This is a genomic window from Bradyrhizobium sacchari (assembly GCF_002068095.1).
Classification (GTDB): Bacteria; Pseudomonadota; Alphaproteobacteria; order Rhizobiales; family Xanthobacteraceae; genus Bradyrhizobium; species Bradyrhizobium sacchari.
Map to the genome: position 1 here is coordinate 100003 of NZ_LWIG01000069.1, position 14387 is coordinate 114389.

Here is a 14387-nt window from a genome sequence, read left to right on the forward strand (position 1 = left end):
ATTCAGAGCAATATCCATGTCCGACGCCGCGTTGCCGATTCCTGCTTCGCCCGAAGCCGACATCCTGTCGGCCCTCGGCGCGCGCTCGATCGTGCTCGTCGGCATGATGGGCGTGGGCAAATCCACCATCGGCCGCCGCATGGCTCTCCGGCTCAAGCTGCCCTTCGTCGATGCCGACACCGAGATCGAGGCGGCGGCCGGCATGACCATACCGGAAATCTTCGAGCGCCACGGCGAGGCGCATTTCCGCGACGGCGAGGCCCGCGTGATCGCGCGCCTGCTCGAGGGCGGCCCGGTAGTGCTGGCGACCGGCGGCGGCGCCTTCATGCGCGAGGAGACGCGGACCCGCATCGCCGCCAAGGCGATCTCGATCTGGCTCAGGGCGGAGCACGACGTCATCATGCGCCGCGTGCGCCGACGCGCCGATCGTCCGCTGCTCCGGACCGCCGATCCGGAAGGAACCGTCACGCGCCTGCTCACCGAGCGCGAGCCGATCTACGGCAAGGCCGACCTCACCATCGCCTCGCGCGACGTGCCGCACGACAAGATCGTCGAGGAGTGCATCGAGACGCTGCACGCCCATCTTTGCGGCGAGCAGCCCGCCCCACCCCCTGTCGACGTTGCGAGTGCCGCACGATGACCGCGCCCTTGAAACTCTCCGATCCCGTCAAGGTCGACGTCGCGCTCGGCGACCGCGCCTATGACATCGTCATCGGCCGCGGCGTGCTGTCTTCGCTGGGCGAGCGCGTCGCGGCCTTGCGGCCGGGCGTCCGCACGGCCATCGTCACCGACCGCACCGTTGCAAAACACTGGCTCGAGCCGGCCGAGGCATCCCTTGCTGCCGCCGGCATTCCGACCTCGCGCATCGTGGTCGAGGAAGGCGAGATCTCCAAGACCTATGCGGGCCTGGAAAAGGTCAGCGAAGCCCTGATCGCCGCGAAGATCGAGCGCAACGATCTCGTCATCGCGCTCGGAGGCGGCGTGGTCGGCGACCTCGCCGGCTTCGCCGCGGCGATCCTGCGCCGCGGCGTCGATTTCGTGCAGGTGCCGACCTCGCTGCTGGCGCAGGTCGATTCATCCGTCGGCGGCAAGACCGGCATCAACTCGCCCCAGGGCAAGAATCTGCTCGGCGCCTTCCACCAGCCGGTGCTGGTCATCGCCGACACCGCCGTGCTCGACACGCTGTCGCCGCGCCAGTTCCGCGCCGGCTATGCCGAGGTCGCCAAATATGGCGTGCTCGGCGACGAGGCCTTCTTCACCTGGCTGGAGAAGAACCATTCCGACATCTTCAAGGGCGGCTCGGCCCGCGAGCATGCGATCGCGACCTCCTGCCGCGCCAAGGCCGGCGTCGTCTCGCGCGACGAGCGGGAGACCGGCGAGCGCGCGCTGCTCAATCTCGGCCACACCTTCGGCCACGCGCTGGAAGCGGCGACCGGTTTCTCCGACCGCCTGTTCCATGGCGAGGGCGTTTCGATCGGCATGACGCTGGCGGCGCAGTTCTCGGCGAAGCTCGGCATGATCGGCGAGGCTGATGCCGCGCGCGTCGGGCGACACCTGATCGAGGCCGGCCTGCCGACCCGTTTGCAGGACATCGCCGGCTTTGCCCAGGAAGGTCTTGCCGACGCCGACGCGCTGATGGCCCTGATGGCGCAGGACAAGAAGGTCAAGCGCGGCAAGCTCACCTTCATCCTGCTGGAAGCCGTCGGGCGCGCCGTCATCGCGAAGGACGTCGAGCCGGCGCCGGTGCGCGATTTCCTGAAAGAGAAGCTCGCGCAAAAAGCGTGAACGTTCTGTTGAGTGGTGCATGGACTGGCTCGGATTCACCATCGTCGTCCTCTGCCTGCTGGTCTCGGCGTTCTTCGCCGCGAGCGAGACCGCGCTGACCGGCGCCTCGCGCGCCAGCATGCTGCGGCTCTCCAAGCAGGGTAACCGCGACGCCGACGTCGTCTCGCAGCTGCTCGACATGCGCGAGCGCCTGATCGGCGCCCTCCTGCTCGGCAACAACATCGCCAATATCGGCGCATCCGCGCTCGCAACCGGCATCTTCACGTCGTGGTTCGGCGATGTCGGCGTGCTCTATGCGACCGGCGTGATGACCGCCCTGGTCGTGATCTTCGCCGAAGTGCTGCCGAAGACCATCGCCATCAATGCGCCGGATCGCATGGCGCTCGCGGTTGCGCGCCCGATGCGGCTGACGATGTATGTGCTGGGGCCGCTGCTCAAGGTCGTCGAAGTCATCGTGCGCCTGCTGATGCGGCTGTTCGGCCTTGCCGGCGAGCATCAGGCGATCCTGTCGCCGACCGAGCGCCTGCGCGGCGCGGTGGACCTCTTGCACCACGAGGGCAAGGTCGAGAAACAGGACCGCGACATGCTCGGCGGCCTGCTCGATTTGCGCGAGCTCCAGGTCTCCGACGTCATGATCCATCGCACCGAGATGATGATGATCAACGCCGACCTGCCGCCGGACGATCTGGTGCGCGAGGTGCTGGCGACCGAATACACCCGCATTCCGCTCTGGCGCGAGAAGCCGGAAAACATCATCGGCGTGCTTCACGCCAAGGACCTGTTGCGCGCGATCCGCGCCTCCGACGGCGACACCTCGCGCATCGACGTCTCCACCATCGCGCTGCCGCCCTGGTTCGTGCCGGAGATGCGGCCGCTCGCCGAGCAGCTCAAGGCGTTCCGCCGCCGCAAGACCCATTTCGCGCTCGTCGTCGATGAGTACGGTGAAGTTGAAGGCCTCGTGACGCTGGAAGACATTCTTGAGGAGATCGTCGGCGACATCTCCGACGAGCACGACGTCGTGGTCGCCGGCGTGCGTGCCCAGCCGGACGGCTCGGTCGTGGTCGACGGCTCGGTGCCGATCCGCGACCTCAACCGTGCCATGGACTGGCACCTGCCCGACGAAGAGGCAACCACGGTCGCCGGCCTCGTTATTCACGAGGCGCGCTCGATCCCCGATCGCGGCCAGAGTTTTACGTTCCACGGCTTCCGCTTCCGCGTCCTTCGCCGCGAGCGCAACCGCATCACCGCGCTCCGTATTTCACCGGTGCCGCGTGAGGCGGAGATGGAAGAACCCAGGCCGAGAAGGGCGGGGACGTCGTTTTAGACCCTCAGTCATTCCGGGGCGATGCGCAGCATCGAACCCGGAATCTCGAGATTCCGGGTTCGGCTCTTCGAGCCCCCGGAATGACTGGACTAATTTTCCCCCGGCGCCTGCGCATGGATCGCCAGCGCGTGCACGCTGCCGGAAAGTTCCGCAGCCAGCGCCGAATTTATCATGCGATGGCGCTCGACCCGGGTCTTCCCTTTGAAGGCATCAGACACGATATAAACGCGAAAGTGCGTCTCGCCGCTCGGCCGGTGGCCGGCGTGGCCCTCATGCAAATGTGACTCGTCGACGACCTCGAGGCTTTCCGGGGTGAAAGCTTCCTGCAACTTGTTGCTGATAGTATCTTTCATAACCATGAGTGCCATTAAGGTGCGTCGTCGCGCCCCGTCAATGCCGTAGGCCGCCTCTGGCGGCCGTTCTGAAGACGTCGAAGTGAAACTTCGGCTACGGGTTAGCAGCTAAATGCAATGTCAAGACTTGAAGGTTTTTGCATTGCGTAGTCAAAGTCAGCCATGCCGATCGATTCATCAAAGTTCTTCGACTCCATCCGCGTGAAGCCGCGAGGCAAGCAGCCGGAGGTGAAGCCGCGCGACACCGTGGTCAACTGCGAGTGGGCGGGCTGCACGAACAAGGGCGCGCATCGCGCGCCGAAGGGCCGCGAGAACCAGCGTGAGTATTGGCACTTCTGCCTCGACCATGTGCGCGAGTACAACCAGAACTACAATTTCTTCTCCGGCATGAATGCCGACGCCGTCGCGCGCTACCAGAAGGACGCGCTGACCGGTCACCGCCCGACCTGGAAGATGGGCGCCAATGGCGGCAAGAAGGGTGCGGAAGAGATCGACATGGCGTCCGATCCTTTCAGCATGTTCTCGGAGATCAACGGCCGCGCCAACTGGCGCAAGGGCCCGGACGCCCCGCCCAAGGCCGAGACGCGCAAGGTGATGAACGCCGAGCGCAAGGCGCTTCAGGTCATGGGCCTCGGCCCCGACGCCACGCTCGCCGACGTCAAGAGCAAGTACAAGGCGCTGGTCAAGCAGCACCACCCCGACGCCAATGGCGGCGACCGTTCGACCGAAGACCGCCTGATCGAGATCATCAAGGCGTATAATTATCTGAAGACGGTGGTGCGGGAGGCGTAAGGGCCTCCAGCCTAGCCCTGGGTGTCGTCCCGGCGAAGGCCGGGACCCATAACCCCAGGGAGTAGTTTGGCGAAGACTCGCAGTGAAGAGTCTTGCCGTGGTACTCACATCTACCTTCATCGATAGATCACGCGGTATGGGTCCCGGCCTTCGTCGGGACGACGACGGAGTGTATCGCTCCGTCATCGCGTCTCACTCGGTCACGGATCACCCCTCCGGCATCGCCCCCACATAGGACGAACTCGGCCGGATCAACCGCCCCGTCCGCTGCTGCTCGCGCGCATGCGCGGTCCAGCCTGCGCTGCGGGCCACCGCGAAGATCGGCGTGAACGCCTGCCGCGGGATGGCCAGCGCATCGAGCAGGATCGCGGTGAAGAACTCGACATTCGTCTCCAGCGGCCGGTCCGGGTTCTTCTTGCGCAGCGCGCTGCGGATATAGGCCTCGACCTCGCCGGCGAACGGCAGGTCGGTGCCATTGGACGCCAGTGCCTCGACCGCGGTCTTGAGCACGTCGGCGCGCGGATCGCGCACGCGATAGACGCGGTGGCCAAAGCCCATCATCCGCTCGCCGCGCGCCAGTGCCGCATCCACCCACGGCTGGATGCGCTCGCGCGAGCCGATCGCGTCCAGCATTTCGAGCACCGGTTCCGGCGCGCCGCCATGCAGCGGGCCGGTGAGCGCGCAATAGCCGGCGGTCACCGCGGCGAACAGATCGGCCTGCGTCGAAGCCACCACGCGCGCGGTGAAGGTCGAGGCGTTCATGCCGTGGTCGCTGGCGGTGACGAGATAGGCGTCCAGCGCCGTGACCTCGCGCGCTGCGGGGCTGCGTCCGTGCAGCAAGCGCAGCGTGTCGGCGGCATGGCTCACGTTCGGATCGGGCGCGACCGGCGCGAGCCCCTTGGCGCGCCGCACCAGCGCACCCGCGATCACCGGAAACGCGCCGACGATGGTCGCCTCGTGCTCGAGCCCGTGCTCGGCGCGAAGACCGGCGACCGCCGCGCGAAACCCGTCGACGATGCCCATGCCACGCGTTGCCGGCAGCAACTCGTCCAGCCGCGCGAAGGCGCGCTCGCGCGCTGCGCCCAGGCTCGCCCGCACATTGGCTTCGCTGAGTGTGGTCCTGCTGGCGCCGTTCCAGAGCCGGGCGGTGACGCCCTCGAAGCTCGATTTGGCGGCGAGGCGGCCGACATGCTCGCCGGCGATGATCAGCTCGCCGCGCTCGCCGTCGACATGGCTCAGCACGGTCTCGGCCGCGGGAACGCCATCCAGCCCGATCTGGCTTTTGGTGAGGTGGATATTCATGGCCAATCTCCCTTTTGCATTGCACGCAGGGAAAGGTCGGCCCTCTCGACAGATTGATCAATCTTGATTACATCAATCAATATGAATAATTCGGAAGGGCTCTACCTCTCCGCGCGGGAGGCCGCCGCCGAGCTCGCGATCTCGCCGGCCACCCTCTACGCCTATGTCAGCCGCGGCCTGATCCGCTCCGAGCCGACGCCGGACTCGCGCAAGAATCGCTACCGCGCCGAGGACGTCCGCGCCCTCAAGGAGCGCCGGGTGCCATCGCCGGAGCCGCGGGGCCTGCGCAGCTTCGATGCCGATTTGCCGGTGATGGACACGGAGATCTCGACCATCACCGAGGACGGCGCGATCTATCGCGGCGTCAATTGCGTCGATCTCGCCGAGAACGACACGCTGGAGCACGCCGCGACGCTGCTCTGGGACGTCGCCGGCGTCGATCCCTTCGCGCCCGACAATCAGCCCGAGGTCTCCAAGGAGATGCGCACGATCGCGGAAGCTGCGCGCCGCGCCGCGCCGATCGATCGCGCCATCGCGGTGCTCGCGCTCGCCGCCGGCGCCGATCCCCGCGCCTTCACACGCGCCCCCGACGGTCGCGCCATGGTCGGCGCGCGCATCGTCCGCCTCCTGGTCGCGACCATGCTCAATGCAGAAGCCTCGGGCGAGCCGCTGCATCAGCAGGTCGCGCGCGTCTGGGCGCCCGACAACAAGCATGCGCCCGATCTGATCCGCCGCGCACTCGTTCTGCTCGCCGATCATGAGCTGAACGCCTCGACCTTCACCGCCCGCTGCGCGGCCTCGACCGGCCTCAACCTCTATGACTCCGTGATCGCCGGTCTCGCCGCGCTGAAGGGGCCAAAGCATGGCGGCGCGGGCGTGCTGGCATCGCAGCTCGTCAAGACGCTGGTCGATCGCGACGTCGAACCCGTGGTACGCGAGCGTGTCGCGCTCGGCGAGCGTTTTGCCGGCTTCGGCCACGGCGTCTACAAGCGCGGCGATCCCCGCGCACAATCGCTGCTCAACGCACTCTCGCGCGCCGGTGCGCCGCGAAAATTCACCAGGGAAGTGCCGGAACGGATCATTGAAGCGACCGGCGAGTTCGTCAACATCGACTACGCGCTCGCCGTGCTCGTGCACGCCCTGCGCCTGCCGGCGGGCAGCGAGCTTGCACTGTTCGCGATGGCCCGCAGCGTCGGCTGGATCGCGCATGCCAGCGAGCAGCTACAGCACGGCAAGCTGATCCGCCCGCGGGCGAGGTATGTGGGGCCGGCGCCGGGACGGAGGGCGCGAGCTACGCCGCCGAAGGGCTAAGGGGTGTATCCACAAGTCCGCGAGACCCCACTTGTGATGTTTGTTGTGACGCTTCGAAACGGAGGTCCGCGCCGGCCTCCGGCCTCGTGGCAAGAGCGCACAGTCGATTCGCGAGCCGATGCCGTCGCGAACCTCAGGGCTTCGGCCCTCTCGTGGTCCCCGACCTTGGGGCCCTGGCAAATACGTCGTCCCATGGCGGATCCGGCGGAAAAACCTCACCCAGGAACGCGACGAAGGCCTTCACGTTTGGATTGCCTCGACGGCTTTCCGGCCATAACGCGGTGATGTTGGTTCTAGGGACGACGAAATCTTGCAGGACGGGTACGAGTTCGTTGCGTCTGACATAAGGAGCTGCGACGAAAGTGGGGGTAACACCGATGCCGCCGCCCGACGCAATGACGGTGGCCACAGCCTCGCTAACATCGGTGATGATGGCCGCGTCGGGCATGATCTCGACCAGGCGATCGCCGATGAGGAAGGGCCAGCGAAATGTCTGGCCCGAACTCTGGAAGCGAAAGTTCACACAGTCATGGTTGACCAGTTCGTCCGGATGGATCGGCGTGCCGCGCCGGGCCAGATAGCCGGGGGAAGCGAAAGCGCAGATGCGGTGCGGCGCGAGCTGACGCGAGATCAGCCGGGAGTCCGCGAGATCGCCGACGCGGATCGCGACATCGATGCCCTCTTCGATCAGATCAACGTAGCGGTCGCCGATCCGCAACTCGATCATGAGCTTTGGATAGCGTTGCCGAAAGCGTGGCAGGGCCGGCGAGAGAATATTCACGCCGATAGGTAGCGGCGCGGCGATCCTCAGCGTGCCGGCAGGTTCGGAACGCGCCGCCACCGCCGCTTGCTCGATCGCGTCCGCCTCGCGCAAAAGCCGCAGCGTCCGCTCGTGCAGGTCCCGCCCCTCTGGCGTCAGAGTAAGCGAGCGCGTCGTGCGGCTGAACAGGCGCAGGCCGAGGTGCTGCTCCAGCCGTTGCACGCTCTTGCTGATCGCAGATGGCGAGACACCAAGTGCACGCGCGGCGGCTGAATAGCTGCCAAGCGAGCCGGAGCGGGCAAACGCGATGAGACCGGTCAGTCGATCGAGGGCGATTTGTGCCATGATGGAATAACAAAACCGAAGACTGGCTCAATTTTCAAGTAAAACTCATTGGCCTAGGTTTCCATTCATCGGCGGCGCGTTGCGCGCCCGCGCTTGAAAGGACCGACTCCCGTGACCGACCCTGCTCCGCAGACCCTCAAAGATCGCAACGTCGTCATCTTCGGCGGCACTTCCGGCATCGGCCTGGCTGCCGCGCAGCAGGCCAAAGCGGCGGGCGCCAAGGTTATCGTTATCGGTTTCGACGCCGCCGGAGCCGAGCGAGTTGCCGCGGAGAACGGATTCGCCGGCTGGCGGGCTGCGGACGTGACCAAGCCCGAGACCCTTGCCACCGCCCTTGCCGACATCCCGCAAGTCGACCATCTCGTACTGCTTGCGGGCAGCTTCGTCGCAGGCAAAGTGTTGGAGGCAGATGTCGCCTACCTGCGCCGCGCCTTCGATGAGCGAATCTGGGCGGCCGTGCATGTGTTGCGAAGCCTCGGGGACCGGCTCGCTGCCGACGGGTCCGTCACGTTCATTTCCGGAGCCCTGGCCGATCGACCCAACGCATATGGCACGTCCGTGCTCGCGGCCGCCTCCGCTGCGATGGAGGCCTTCGCCCGCGGCCTTGCGCTGGAGCTGGCACCACGCCGCGTGAATACCTTGTCGCCTGGGACGATCGACACCCCGCTCCTTGCACGCACGCTTGGCGAGGGCCGTGATGCCTACGTGGCGGCGCTGAAAGAAAAGCTTCCGCTGCACCGTGTTGGCACTGCGCAGGACGCCGGGAATGCCGTGGTCTTCCTGATGAGCAACGAATTCATGAACGGCGAGACGCTGCATGTCGATGGCGGTGCGCGTCTGATCTGATTGTCCCTGTGTCCGCGGCTTTGTTTCCGCGGCGCCGCCCCCAACAAGATGAGATTACGAAAGGCCGCGAGATGACGACCGACGATATCGATTTCGACCATCTGCTGCGCTCAAATCTGGAGCGCGTCTTCAACGAGCGGGACGACGACAAACGTCGAACCGCCATCGCCGAACTGTTCGTTGAGGAGCCAGTCATGTACGAGCCGACGGATATCGTTCAGGGACGGGCAGAAATTTCGCGTGTTGCCGCAAACCTTTTGAAGCAGTTCGGGCCGACGTTCCGTTTTATCCCCGACGGCATCGCTGTCGGGCATCATGGCCTGGCGCATCTGGCTTGGCACGCGGGGCCCGAGGACGGGCCGGTCGCGGTGACGGGGGCGGACGTGGCCGAAATTGAAGGCGGTAAGATCGCGCGGCTATGGGTGCTACTCAATGCGCAGAAGAGCAAGTAGCGTCGCCGCCTCTAACCTCGGGGCTTCGCCTCCGCGACGCCACCACCATTCCGGCGGCGATAGAGCCACACCGCCACGCCGCCTACGATCGCCACGGCAACCACGGTCAGCATCCAGATATGCTTGCCGACATGCCCATGATGATGCAGCCCGGCATATTCGTGCAGCGCCGAGACCGCCAGCACGCCCGGCAGCACATGGGCGGGGGCCCAGACCAGGATCGCCGGGATGTTCACTGTATAGAATCTGGTGGGCGACATCCCCAGCGCGCCGGCGGTCACCGGCACGAAGGCGCGGATCGGCGGCACGAAGCGGGCGAAGAACACGGCCCAGGTGCCGAAGCGCTTGAAGAAGCTTTCGCTCTCGGCGACCACCCGGGGATAGTTGGTCAGCGGCCAGGTGTTGAGGATCTCGCGCTGCTGCCGGTGTCCGACCCAATAGGCCGAGCCGTCGCCCAGCACCGCGCCGAGGGCGGCGGCCAGCAGCACCCAGGGCAACTTCAGCTCGCCGCCCGGAACCAGGGCGCTGAGTGCCAGGATGATGGTCGAGCCGGGGATGACCGATCCCACCACCGGTACGGCCTCCAGCAGCGCCGCCAGGAACAGGGTCAGATAGGCCAGCCACGCATGGGCCGAAACGAACGCGATGAAGGGATCGAGGAAGGATGTCACGTCGTCTCTGTGGTGGGCTGGGGCTTTTCGGTTCGGACCCTACATAAGTAGGGAGAGGCGGTGAAAGTGCCATTTGCGTGGGCAGCCCCGTTACCCCGCCCGAAATTCGAGCGCGATTCGCAAGGCAGCCCTCCAAAAACTGCGTTCCTCACCTATCTAAATGAAAAGACAACGGAACTTTGATTGAGGGGCGGGCTTCTGCCGGCACGTTGTCTCTGATAGGTTCGAAAGTGCACCCAGCCGCAGCCAACGTGCAATAACTGGTCTCGGGATCGCCCGGGACCTCGGAGGATTGATGACGACCGCCGCCCTGTCCAAAGTTGAGGAAGTTTCCGGTCTGCCCGACATGAAGGTGTCGGTCCGCCAGGTGTTCGGGATCGATAGCGATCTCGAAGTGCCGGCCTATTCCGAAGTCGATCCTCATGTGCCCGAAGTCGATTCCGACTACCGTTTCGACCGCGCCACCACGCTCGCCATTCTCGCCGGCTTCGCGCGCAACCGCCGGGTGATGGTGACCGGCTATCACGGCACCGGCAAATCCACCCATATCGAGCAGGTCGCCGCGCGCCTGAACTGGCCCTGCGTGCGCGTCAACCTCGACAGCCACATCAGCCGTATCGACCTCGTCGGCAAGGACTCCATCGTGGTCCGCGACGGCAAGCAGGTCACCGAATTCCGCGACGGCATCCTGCCCTGGGCGCTGCAGAACAATGTCGCGCTGGTGTTCGACGAATACGACGCCGGCCGCCCGGACGTGATGTTCGTGATCCAGCGCGTGCTCGAAGTCTCGGGCCGCCTGACGCTGCTCGACCAGAACAAGGTGATCAAGCCGCATCCGGCCTTCCGGCTTTTCGCCACGGCGAATACGGTCGGCCTCGGCGATACCTCCGGCCTGTATCACGGCACCCAGCAGATCAACCAGGGCCAGATGGACCGCTGGTCGATCGTCACCACGCTGAACTATCTCAGCCATGACGAGGAAGTGGAGATCGTGCTGGCCAAGGCCAAGCACTATCGCACCCAGGAAGGCCGCGACATCGTCAACAAGATGGTGCGCCTTGCCGATCTCACCCGCAACGCCTTCGCCAACGGCGATCTGTCGACGGTGATGAGCCCGCGGACGGTGATCACCTGGGCGGAAAACTCCGACATCTTCGGCGATATCGGCTTCGCCTTCCGCGTCACCTTCCTCAACAAGTGCGACGAGCTCGAGCGTCCCCTGGTCGCCGAGTTCTATCAGCGCTGCTTCAATGCGGAGCTGCCGGAATCGGCGGTCAACGTGGCGCTGTCCTGATCTGTCCCGGTGTGTCGTCCCGGCGAAGGCCGGGACCCATACCGCGTGATGTATCAGTGAAGCGACGCGGTTAGTTTCTCCTGACGCAATGACCGCCGGTGGTTATGGGTCCCGGCTTTCGCCGGGACGACGGTGAGATCGAGATGAGCACCACCTCCAACTCCAAATTCCGCAGCAGCAAGGAAGCGCCGACCGAGCCGTTCAAGCGGTCCGTGGCCTCCTGCCTCAAGGCGATCGCGAAATCGCCCGAGCTCGACGTCTCCTTTGCCGCCGAGCGCCCGGGCCTTGCGCCCGGCAAGGCGCGGCTGCCGGAGCCGGCGCGCAAGATGACCAAGCGTGACGCCGCCATCGTGCGCGGCCACGCCGACTCCATCGCGCTCAAGATTGCCTGTCACGATCCCAAGGTTCATCGCAAGCTGATGCCCGGCAATCCGCAGGCGCGCGGCGTGTTTGAGGCGGTGGAGCAGGCGAGGGTCGAGGCGATCGGCGCGCGCCGGATGGCGGGCGTTGCCAAGAACCTCACCGCGATGCTCGATGACCATTTCCATCGCGGCAAGTTCGACGAGATCACCGACCGCGCCGATGCGCCGCTGGCCGACGCGCTGGCGATGCTGGTGCGCGAGCGCCTCACCGGCATGGCGCCGCCGACGGCCGCCAAGAAGATGGTCGATCTCTGGCGTCCGATCCTCGAAGACAAGATCGGCAAGCGGCTCGACCGGCTCGACGGTGTGGTCGAGGACCAGGCCAGGTTCGGCGACGCCGTGCATGACCTGCTCTCGGCGCTCGAGCTCGGCGACGAGCGCAATGCCGACAGCGAGGACAATGAGGACAACGACGAGAACCAGGACGGCGACAACGACCAGTCCGGCGCCGAAGGCTCGCCCGATTCCGATGCCGCGCAGGAGATGAGCGCCGACCAGGCGCAGGCGAGCTCGGAAGAGATGAGCGAGAGCGCGATGGAAAGCGCGCAGGCCTCGACCTCCGACACCTTCGACGACGGCGAGCTCGGCGACGACGAGACGCCTGGCGAGGCGACGCGTCCGAACGCGCACGGCAGGAACGAGCCGCGCGGGCCGGAATATCACGCCTTCGCGCCGAAGTTCGACGAGGTGATCGCCGCCGAAGACCTCTGCGACCATGACGAGCTGGAGCGCCTGCGCGCCTATCTCGACAAGCAGCTCGCGCATCTGCAGGGCATCGTCGCCCGTCTTGCCAACCGGCTGCAGCGCCGCCTGATGGCGCAGCAGAACCGCGCCTGGGAGTTCGATCTCGAAGAGGGCATCCTGGACCCCGCACGCCTGTCGCGCGTCGTCACCGATCCCTATCACCCGCTGTCCTTCATGCACGAGAAGGAGGCGACGTTCCGCGACACCGTGGTGACGCTGCTGCTCGACAATTCCGGCTCGATGCGCGGCCGCCCGATCACGGTCGCGGCGACCTGCGCCGACATTCTGGCGCGCACGCTGGAACGTTGCGGCGTCAAGGTCGAGATCCTCGGCTTCACCACGCGCGCCTGGAAGGGCGGGCAATCGCGCGAGGCGTGGCTTGCCGCCGGCAAGCCGGCCAATCCCGGTCGCCTCAACGATCTCCGCCACATCATCTACAAGTCCGCCGATGCCCCCTGGCGCCGTGCGCGGAAAAATCTTGGCCTGATGATGCGCGAGGGGCTGCTGAAGGAGAACATCGACGGCGAGGCGCTGGACTGGGCGCACAAGCGCCTGCTGGCGAGGGCCGAGCAGCGCAAGATCCTGATGATGATCTCGGACGGCGCGCCGGTCGACGATTCCACGCTGTCTGTCAATCCCGGCAATTATCTCGAGCGGCACCTGCGCCACATCATCGAGGAGATCGAGACCCGCTCGCCGGTCGAGCTGATCGCGATCGGCATCGGCCATGACGTGACGCGCTACTACCGCCGCGCGGTGACGATCGTGGACGCCGAAGAACTCGGCGGCGCCATCACCGAAAAGCTCGCCGAGCTCTTCAGTGAGACCAACACCGCACCAACCCAGCCGGCCGGTCGCCCGCGACGCAAACTGCATTCGTGAGCACGAACCCATCCCGCCGCAGCTTTCTTGGCCACGCGGCGGCGGGATTTTCCTTTCTGGCGACCTCGCGCCTCGCGCGGGCGCAAGCGGCGACCGAGCCGCCGCCGCGCCCGCTCCAGGTCGAGCATGCCGTCACGGACCCCGTCAGCATCGAGGTCAATGCGCGCCAGATTCCGAGTTTCGAGCCGCGCGACCGCTCGCGCACGCGCTTCGGTTCGCTGGATTATCGCAGCGGCCTGGTGCTGACCTCGCCTTTTCGCGGCTTTGGCGGCCTCTCCGGCATCCGGCTCGACGCCAGGGGCGAGCGCTTCCTCGCGATCTCCGACCAGGGCGGCTGGTTCACCGGCCGCATCCGTTATTCCGGCAAGGCCATGGCCGGACTCGACGACGTCGAGGCCGCGCCGCTGCTGGGCGCGGAGGGGCGGCCGATCACCGAAAAGCGCATGTGGTGGGATTCGGAATCGCTGACGCGCGAGGGCAACCTCGTCTATGTCGGGCTCGAGCGCGTCAACCAGATCCTGCGCTATGATTTCGCCAAGGGCGGCGTCCGCGCCCGCGGCGAGCCGATCCCGGTGCCCCCTGGTGTGCGCAAGCTGCCGCACAACAAGGGGCTGGAAGCGCTGGTCCTGGTGCCGAAAGGCCAGCCTCTCGCCGGCAGCCTGATCGCGTTCTCCGAGCGCGGGCTGGACGCCGACGGCAATCTACTCGCCTTCCTGATCGGCGGTCCGACGCCCGGCCAGTTCAGCGTGCGCCGGACCGAGAAGTTCGACATCAGCGACGCGGTGCTCTTGCCCTCCGGCGAGCTCCTGATCCTCGAACGCAAATTCTCCTGGTTCACCGGCGTCGACATCCGCATCCGCTCGATCCCGCTCAAGTCCATCGCGCCGGGCGCGGTGGTCGACGGCCCCGCGCTGTTCAAGGCCGATCTTGGCCAGGAGATCGACAACATGGAAGGCATCGATGCCCACGTCACCGCCGAGGGCGAGACCGTGCTGACGCTGGTCTCGGACGACAATTTCTCCATGCTCCAGCGCACGCTGCTGCTGCAGTTCACGCTGGTGGAGTAGTTCTCCGCCGTGGTCCTGGCGAAGGCCTGGGCGACGA

The 14387-nt window shown here is 66.1% G+C and carries 14 protein-coding genes; 10 read left to right on the plus strand and 4 right to left on the minus strand.

Going from position 1 to position 14387, the window contains the following annotated elements; translation table 11 throughout:
• Positions 1-16: 16 nt before the first annotated feature.
• Genes A5906_RS40075 through A5906_RS40085 form a run of 3 tightly spaced genes read left to right on the plus strand, consistent with a single transcriptional unit; the run spans position 17 to position 3109 of the window.
• The gene (locus A5906_RS40075) at positions 17-640 is read left to right on the plus strand and encodes a shikimate kinase (protein ID WP_080140562.1); all 624 of its coding nucleotides are present in this window, start codon (positions 17-19) and stop codon (positions 638-640) included.
• Complete coding sequence (aroB, locus tag A5906_RS40080) at positions 637-1785, plus strand: 3-dehydroquinate synthase (RefSeq protein WP_080140563.1); 1149 nt, start codon at positions 637-639, stop codon at positions 1783-1785. The genes A5906_RS40075 and aroB overlap by 4 nt, the downstream gene beginning before the upstream one ends.
• Positions 1786-1804: 19 nt before the next feature.
• Positions 1805-3109, plus strand: a complete 1305-nt coding sequence (locus A5906_RS40085; RefSeq protein ID WP_080140564.1) for an HlyC/CorC family transporter — start codon at positions 1805-1807, stop codon at positions 3107-3109.
• An 89-nt stretch (positions 3110-3198) separates the two neighbouring features.
• Here A5906_RS40085 and A5906_RS40090 read toward each other — a convergent pair whose 3' ends face one another.
• The gene (locus A5906_RS40090; protein WP_136615858.1) at positions 3199-3468 is read right to left on the minus strand and encodes a BolA family protein; all 270 of its coding nucleotides are present in this window, start codon (positions 3466-3468) and stop codon (positions 3199-3201) included.
• Positions 3469-3624: 156 nt separating this feature from the next.
• Between A5906_RS40090 and A5906_RS40095 the strand changes: the two genes are divergently transcribed.
• On the plus strand, positions 3625-4254 hold the full coding sequence (locus tag A5906_RS40095; protein ID WP_080140566.1) for a J domain-containing protein: 630 nt from the start codon (positions 3625-3627) through the stop codon (positions 4252-4254).
• Between the two features lie 207 nt (positions 4255-4461).
• Here A5906_RS40095 and A5906_RS40100 read toward each other — a convergent pair whose 3' ends face one another.
• Positions 4462-5556, minus strand: coding sequence for a citrate synthase/methylcitrate synthase (locus A5906_RS40100; protein WP_080140567.1), 1095 nt, complete (start codon positions 5554-5556; stop codon positions 4462-4464).
• An 81-nt stretch (positions 5557-5637) separates the two neighbouring features.
• Here A5906_RS40100 and A5906_RS40105 point away from each other — a divergent pair, with 81 nt between their 5' ends.
• Positions 5638-6867, plus strand: coding sequence for a citrate/2-methylcitrate synthase (locus tag A5906_RS40105; protein ID WP_080140568.1), 1230 nt, complete (start codon positions 5638-5640; stop codon positions 6865-6867).
• 133 nt (positions 6868-7000) lie between these two features.
• Here A5906_RS40105 and A5906_RS40110 read toward each other — a convergent pair whose 3' ends face one another.
• Entirely contained in the window at positions 7001-7972 is a 972-nt protein-coding gene (locus tag A5906_RS40110; protein ID WP_080140569.1) for a LysR family transcriptional regulator, read from the minus strand.
• Positions 7973-8083: 111 nt separating this feature from the next.
• On the opposite strand from A5906_RS40110, the gene A5906_RS40115 reads away from it, so the two are divergent.
• Both A5906_RS40115 and A5906_RS40120 read left to right on the plus strand, forming a co-directional pair.
• Complete coding sequence (locus A5906_RS40115) at positions 8084-8818, plus strand: SDR family oxidoreductase (protein WP_080140570.1); 735 nt, start codon at positions 8084-8086, stop codon at positions 8816-8818.
• 71 nt (positions 8819-8889) lie between these two features.
• On the plus strand, positions 8890-9270 hold the full coding sequence (locus A5906_RS40120) for a nuclear transport factor 2 family protein (RefSeq protein ID WP_080140694.1): 381 nt from the start codon (positions 8890-8892) through the stop codon (positions 9268-9270).
• Between the two features lie 11 nt (positions 9271-9281).
• Here the strand turns inward: A5906_RS40120 and A5906_RS40125 are convergent, their stop codons facing one another.
• A complete protein-coding gene (locus A5906_RS40125) occupies positions 9282-9941 on the minus strand; it encodes a DedA family protein (RefSeq protein ID WP_080140571.1) in 660 nt (219 codons plus the stop codon).
• A 295-nt stretch (positions 9942-10236) separates the two neighbouring features.
• On the opposite strand from A5906_RS40125, the gene cobS reads away from it, so the two are divergent.
• The 3 genes from cobS (at position 10237) to A5906_RS40140 (ending at position 14350) form a co-directional block, all read left to right on the plus strand.
• Positions 10237-11235, plus strand: a complete 999-nt coding sequence (cobS, locus tag A5906_RS40130) for a cobaltochelatase subunit CobS (RefSeq protein ID WP_025032652.1) — start codon at positions 10237-10239, stop codon at positions 11233-11235.
• Between the two features lie 143 nt (positions 11236-11378).
• Positions 11379-13283: a cobaltochelatase subunit CobT gene (cobT, locus tag A5906_RS40135; protein ID WP_080140695.1), complete on the plus strand. Its 1905-nt coding sequence runs from the start codon at positions 11379-11381 to the stop codon at positions 13281-13283.
• A complete protein-coding gene (locus A5906_RS40140; protein WP_080140572.1) occupies positions 13280-14350 on the plus strand; it encodes an esterase-like activity of phytase family protein in 1071 nt (356 codons plus the stop codon). Before cobT ends, A5906_RS40140 begins: the two co-directional genes overlap by 4 nt.
• Positions 14351-14387: the final 37 nt, after the last annotated feature.

Excerpts from the sequence above, each read along its gene's own strand:
- A5906_RS40075 (WP_080140562.1), top strand. The coding sequence starts at position 17 with ATGTCCGACGCCGCGTTGCCGATTCCTGCTTCGCCCGAAGCCGACATC.
- aroB (WP_080140563.1), top strand. The coding sequence starts at position 637 with ATGACCGCGCCCTTGAAACTCTCCGATCCCGTCAAGGTCGACGTCGCG.
- A5906_RS40085 (WP_080140564.1), top strand. The coding sequence starts at position 1,805 with ATGGACTGGCTCGGATTCACCATCGTCGTCCTCTGCCTGCTGGTCTCG.
- A5906_RS40090 (WP_136615858.1), bottom strand. The coding sequence starts at position 3,468 with ATGGTTATGAAAGATACTATCAGCAACAAGTTGCAGGAAGCTTTCACC.
- A5906_RS40095 (WP_080140566.1), top strand. The coding sequence starts at position 3,625 with ATGCCGATCGATTCATCAAAGTTCTTCGACTCCATCCGCGTGAAGCCG.
- A5906_RS40100 (WP_080140567.1), bottom strand. The coding sequence starts at position 5,556 with ATGAATATCCACCTCACCAAAAGCCAGATCGGGCTGGATGGCGTTCCC.
- A5906_RS40105 (WP_080140568.1), top strand. The coding sequence starts at position 5,638 with ATGAATAATTCGGAAGGGCTCTACCTCTCCGCGCGGGAGGCCGCCGCC.
- A5906_RS40110 (WP_080140569.1), bottom strand. The coding sequence starts at position 7,972 with ATGGCACAAATCGCCCTCGATCGACTGACCGGTCTCATCGCGTTTGCC.
- A5906_RS40120 (WP_080140694.1), top strand. The coding sequence starts at position 8,890 with ATGACGACCGACGATATCGATTTCGACCATCTGCTGCGCTCAAATCTG.
- cobS (WP_025032652.1), top strand. The coding sequence starts at position 10,237 with ATGACGACCGCCGCCCTGTCCAAAGTTGAGGAAGTTTCCGGTCTGCCC.
- cobT (WP_080140695.1), top strand. The coding sequence starts at position 11,379 with ATGAGCACCACCTCCAACTCCAAATTCCGCAGCAGCAAGGAAGCGCCG.